This window comes from Pseudonocardia bannensis, assembly GCF_012911875.1.
GTDB classification, from domain to species: Bacteria; Actinomycetota; Actinomycetes; order Mycobacteriales; family Pseudonocardiaceae; genus Pseudonocardia; species Pseudonocardia bannensis.
In genome coordinates this window covers 1-5658 of the sequence record NZ_JAAXKZ010000203.1, presented here as the reverse complement: position 1 = coordinate 5658, position 5658 = coordinate 1, and the positions used below count along the sequence as shown (strand labels likewise).

The 5658-nt window shown below is 76.3% G+C and carries 4 protein-coding genes; 1 reads left to right on the top strand and 3 read right to left on the bottom strand.

The features are described from left to right. Positions 1-179: 179 nt before the first annotated feature. Positions 180-2693, bottom strand: a complete 2514-nt coding sequence (gene hrpB / locus HF519_RS29090) for an ATP-dependent helicase HrpB (RefSeq protein WP_169416176.1) — start codon at positions 2691-2693, stop codon at positions 180-182. A 53-nt stretch (positions 2694-2746) separates the two neighbouring features. Continuing rightward, positions 2747-3085: a DUF3040 domain-containing protein gene (locus tag HF519_RS29085; protein ID WP_169416175.1), complete on the bottom strand. Its 339-nt coding sequence runs from the start codon at positions 3083-3085 to the stop codon at positions 2747-2749. 153 nt (positions 3086-3238) lie between these two features. Between HF519_RS29085 and HF519_RS29080 the strand changes: the two genes are divergently transcribed. Further along, positions 3239-4591: a N,N-dimethylformamidase beta subunit family domain-containing protein gene (locus HF519_RS29080; RefSeq protein WP_169416174.1), complete on the top strand. Its 1353-nt coding sequence runs from the start codon at positions 3239-3241 to the stop codon at positions 4589-4591. Positions 4592-4594: 3 nt separating this feature from the next. Here the strand turns inward: HF519_RS29080 and HF519_RS29075 are convergent. Continuing rightward, on the bottom strand, positions 4595-5658 hold a 1064-nt coding region (locus HF519_RS29075), incomplete at its 5' end, for a carbamoyltransferase C-terminal domain-containing protein (RefSeq protein ID WP_281358675.1).

The window sequence follows — 5658 nt, the reverse complement described above, 5'->3', positions numbered from 1 at the left end:
GGGTATGGGCGGGACCTCCGTCCCGGGTCCGAGGCCTCCGGAACCGGGTGCGGCCCCGGTCCGTGCCGGTGTTCCGGTCCGGGGCTCGCCGGCCGCTGTGCCCGCGACCCGCCCGGCCGGTCGAACGCGGTCCCGGCTCCATCATGGAGCGAGGTGATGACCGTCGGCCGTACCCGCGATCAGCCCCGCGCCCCCCGGCTCGGACGGCGTGACGGGGCCGCCGCCAGGGGGTCGGCCGGCCAGTCGTGCTTGGGGTAGCGGCCGCGCAGCTCCGCCCGGACCTGGGGATACCCGGTCGCCCAGAACGACTCCAGATCCCCGGTGACGGCGGCCGGCCGACCGGCGGGGGACAGCAGGTGCAACACGACGGGGAGCCGGCCGCCGGCGATGGTCGGGGTGCGGGTCCAGCCGAAGACCTCCTGTACCCGCACGGGGAGCACCGGCCGGTCCCCGGAGTAGTCGACCGCGATGCGGGACCCCGAGGGCACCTCGATCCGCTCCGGAGCGAGCTCGTCGACGGAGGACGCCAGCTGCCAGCCCCCGAGCGCGCGCAGCGCGGCCCCCGCGTCGATGCGGGCGAGGTCGGCACGGTTCCGGGCGGTCGCGAGCGGGCCGGCCAGCCAGCCGTCCGGGCGGGCCGCGTCGTCGATCAGCACGTTCTCGTCCACCGCGGGCCACGGTGGACCGAGCGTGCGGTGCAGCAGGGCGAGCCGCTCGCGCAGCGAGCGCGCGGCGGGGGTCCAGCGCAGCAGCCCGGTGCCCTCCGCGCGCAGGCCGTCGACGAGCGCGGCTCGCACGCGGTCGGGAGGCGGCTGTGGAAGCGCTCGCTCCTCCAGGACGATCGCACCGAGCCGCCGAACCCGCCGCGCGACGACGTCACCCGACCGCCATGCCACCTCGTCGGAGTCGGCGAGCAGGGCCGGCGCGGCCCGTTCGGCCAGCTCCCGGTCGGCGGGTGCCGCGAGGCGCACCCGGGCGTGCACGTCGCCGGGCCGGCGGTCCGCGACCGCGACCGCCAGCCATTCCTGCTCGGCCAGCGGGCTGCCCGGCGGCAGCTCGACGGCCGTTCCGCCCGCCATCAGGTAGGCCGACGACCCGTCGGCGCGCCGGCGGGCCAGGCGCTCGGGGTGGGCCAGCCCCACGACGAGCGCGACGTCGTCGCCGCCCCGGCCGGCAGGGTGACCTGCGCCCCGCGCAGACCGATCCGGCGCGCGGTCCTGTCCCGTACCGCCGTCACGCGACCCGACCAGACGGGCCAGCCGCCCGGCCTCCCGCCGCCACCGCCCGGCGCCCGGCGCGGCGCCACTGCGCAGCCGGGCGAGCTCCGTGCCCAGGTCGACCCCGGCGGCCAGGGTGTCGTCGTCGAGCACCGCGACGACCTCGGCCGCGGCCCGCGCGCCCACCTGGGCGGCTCCGTCCAGCAGGGCCCGCGCCAGCCGGGGGTGCACCCCCAGGTCGGCCATCCGCCGTCCCCGGTCGGTCACGCCGTCGGCGTCGAGAGCACCCAGCGCGCGCAGCACCTCCTGCCCCGCCCGCAGCGGGCCCTCCGGCGGCACGTCCCACCAGCGCAGGCCGCCGCCGTCCGGAGTTCCCCAGCCGGCCAGGTCGAGGGCCAGCCGGGTGAGGTCGGCGGTGCGGATCTCGGGCTCGGGAAAGCGCGGCAGCGCCGCCGTCTCGGCCTCCGGCCAGCAGCGGTACACCCGGCCCGGCGCCTGCCGCCCCGCCCGCCCGGCGCGCTGCTCCGCGACCGCGGCGGACACCCGCACGGTGACCAGCCCGGCCAGGCCCCGGCGATGGTCCACGCGCGGCACCCGGGCCAACCCGGCGTCCACGACCGCGCGCACCCCGGGCACGGTCAGGCTGGACTCGGCGAGCGCGGTCGCCAGCACGACCCGGCGCCGGGGACCCTCGGTCAGCGCCGCGTCCTGCTCGGCGGCGGGCATCCGGCCGTGCAGCGCCACGACGTCGACGTCGGAGAGCCCGGCGAGCGCGTCGGCCGTGCGCCGGATCTCCGCGACCCCGGGCAGGAAGGCGAGCACGTCGCCGTCCCCGTCGTCGAGCGCCGTCCGCACCGCCCGGGCCACGCACGCCTCGATCCGCTCACCGCGCACCGGCGGGACGTGGTGCCGTTGCACCGGGAACGTCCGGGCCGTGACCGTGAGCACGGGTGCGTCATCGAGCAGCGAGGCCAGCCGCTCGGTGGCCAGGGTGGCCGAGGTGGCGAGCAACCGCAGGTCGGGTCGCAGGCCCTCACGGGCGTCGAGCAGCAGCGCGAGCAGCAGGTCGGCGTCGAGATGACGTTCGTGGCACTCGTCGAGCAACACGGCATCCACCCCGGACAGCTCCGGATCGTGGGCGAGCCGGCGCAGCAGCAGCCCGGAGGTCACCACCTCGATGCGGGTGTCCGCGCAGACCCGCGAGTCTCCGCGCACGGAGTACCCGACGGTGTCCCCGACGCGCTCCCCGAGCAGCGCCGCCATCCGTGCGGCGGCCGCCCGCGCCGCCACCCGCCGCGGCTCGGCCACCACTACCCGGCCCGCACCCGAGCCGGCCAGGGCGAGCGGCGCCAGTGTGGTCTTGCCGGTGCCCGGCGGCGCCACGAGCACCGCCGCGCCGTGCTCGTCGAGCGTGCCGGTCACCTGGTCGAGGACGGCCCGTACCGGGAGGTCGGGCAGGTCGGCGGGCCGTCGCACGGTGACCCAGTCTGCCTGCCCCGGCTACACCGCCCGCGCCGGCCCGATCCGGCTCACGTCCCGTCCCCGACCGGTGGGTCCGGCGGGTCCGCCTGCCGGATCGGACGCCGCGCCCAGTACCGCAGCCCTGCACCGACCGCCGCCGCCCCGGCCAGGCTCAGCGCCACCGCCCCGCCGAGGCCGAGCCCGCCGATCAGGACCGCGGTGACGAGCAGGATGCAGGCCGTCACGAAGGCCGCCGCCCGCTCGGGCGGCTCGAGGACCGGGAGCCGGCCGTCGCGCAGCGCATCGGCCAGTTCGGGGAACTGCACGACGAATTGTCGTTCGAGCTCCTCCAGCTGGCGCTGCTCGGCGACGGTGAGGCGCGACGGCCCGGGCTCCGGAGGTGTCACGGTGCCCGGATACCCACGCCGGTCGCGGCTGCACACGTCCGCACCGGGGCCCGATCGGGGTAGATCGCCGGCCGCCACCGAGCAGGTGTGGACGCGGGTGAACGGGGAACCGTGCATCCGGTCGAGCGAGTCGTCGCCCCCGGGGAGCCGTCGATGATCTACGGATATCCGGACCGGCCGGGTCTGGGTCCCGGTGAGGAGCTGATGCTGCGGGTCTCGACGGACGCGCCCGCGTTCCGCGTCGAGTTCTACCGGTGCGGCGCGAACCTGACCTTCGTCGCCCGCTCGCCGTGGCTGGACGGACACGACGTCCCGCATCACCTTCCGCACCAGGACTGGGGACGGCCGGGCACCGGGCCGGACGGCCGGGAGCTGCCGGGCTGGCCGGGCTACCGGTTCCCGATCCCACCGGACTGGGCGCCGGGGGTGCACCTCGCGGTGTTCGTCGAGGCCGGAGCCCCGCACCTGGTTCCCCGCACCCCCGACGCCCGCGACTCCACGGCCCTGTTCGTGCTGCGGAACAGGCCCGGCGGGGCCGGACGCATCCTCTACAAGCTCCCGCTGCTGACCTATCACGCCTACAACGAGGTCGTCGCGCTCCCGCGGGACGCGCCGCGGCACCGGGCCTGGTGCCTCTACACCGGCGACGGGGTCGCTGTGCGCCGTCCCGGCGGCGGCACCGGCGGGACCCCGTGGGACATCTTCAACGCCGACCCGCACGACCCCACGCCGCGCCAGACGTTCGTGCACTGGGACGCGCCGTTCCTCGCGTGGCTGGAACGCACCGGCTACCGGGTCGACCACTGCACGGACCTCGACCTGCACCGCGACCCCACATTGCTGGACTCCTACCGGCTGCTCGTCAGCGCGGGACACGACGAGTACTGGAGCGACGCGATGCGTGCCAACGTGGAGCGCTTCCGCGACGGCGGCGGCAACGTCGCGTTCTTCGGCGGCAACACGTGCTGGTGGCGGGTCCGTTTCGACCCGGGGGCGGACGCGGTGACCTACGTGCGGGTGCAGAACTGGCACGACGGCCCGGGCCGGCCGGAGAACCGCCTCACCGGTGTCAGCTTCCGCAACGGCGGCGAACGCCCCTTCGACGCCCGTCCGGTGCCCGTCGGCTACCGGGTCCAGCATGCCGACCACTGGGTGTACGCGGGGACGGGCCTGGGTGACGGCGACACCTTCGGCGACCGGCGCGACGAGTACCTGGTCGGCTACGAGTGCGACGGCGCGCACTTCGACCGCACGGACCTCGCCCGCGGGCGCCCGGTCCGGGCCTCCGGGGACGACGGCACCCCGCCGGGCTTCACGATCCTGGGGGTCGGGGACGTCGGTGCAGCCGGGTGGGGTCTGGGCAACCGTGCCGCGACGATGGGCACCTACGCCCGGGGCGGGACGGTCTTCACCGCGGCCACGACCGACTGGCCGCGGGTGCTCGCGAGCGGGACCACCCCGGCGGTGGAGCGGATCACCCGCAACGTGCTGGACCGGCTGGGCTGAACCTCACCGGGCCGGGATCGGCGGCTCGGCGTGACGCTTGCGGATGAGGTAGGGCGGCATGACCAGACCGTGCAGCGCGGTGTCCCGCAGGCACGCCAGGGAGTCCTCGGGGGTCTCGGCGAGCGGGTCGCCGGGGCCGTTGAGCGAGGTGTTGAGCAGGACCGGGCAGCCGGTGCGGGACTCGAAACCGGACAGCACCGCGTGCAGGAACGGGGTGTTCACCGGCTCCACGGTCTGGATCCGTGCGGTGCCGTCGACGTGCGTGATGGCCGGGAGGGCCGCGCGGCGGTGGTCGCGGACGTCCATCGCGAGCAGCATGAACGGCGCGGGGCCCTCGTGGTCGAAGACGTCCGTGGCGGCGTCCAGGAGCACCAGGGGGGCCAGCGGGCGGAACCACTCGCGGCCCTTGACCCGCGCGTTGATGAAGTCCCGCATCCCGGGGCGGCGGGCGTCGGCGATGATGCTCCGGTTGCCCAGGGCGCGGGGACCGGATTCGCTGCGGCCCTGGTGCAGACCGAGCACGTGGCCGCTGTCGAGCAGCTCCACGGTGCGGTCGACGAGATCGAGTGGCCGCTCGACGACCAGATCGGGGGAGGCGGCGCGCACGGCGTCCGAGATCGCGCCCGGGTCCGGTTCGGGGCCGAGGAAGTCGTTGGTCCAGCGGAACCCGCGCGGCCGGCCCAGGCACTCGATCATCCCGTAGAGAGCGCAGCCCAGGGCGGTACCGCCGTCGTGCGGGCTGGGCGGGATGAACACACCGTCGAAGCCGCTCTCGCGCACCAGCCGCCCGTTCGCCGAGCAGTTCAGCGCGGTGCCACCGGCGAAGCACAGGTCGTCCATACCGGTCTCGCGGTGTACCCAGTCGGCGAGCCGGAGCACGGCCGTCTCGAACGCGCACTGCCCTGCCGCCGCGAGGTCCGCGCAGTCGCCGAACGAGCCGTCGCCGCCGCGGAAGTGCGTGTAGGGGTCCGGCCGGCCGAACACCTCCAACCACTCGGGCGGGATCAGGACCCGGTTGTCCTCGACGGCGAGTTCGGGCAGGCCGAGCGCGTCCGGGCGGCCGTAGG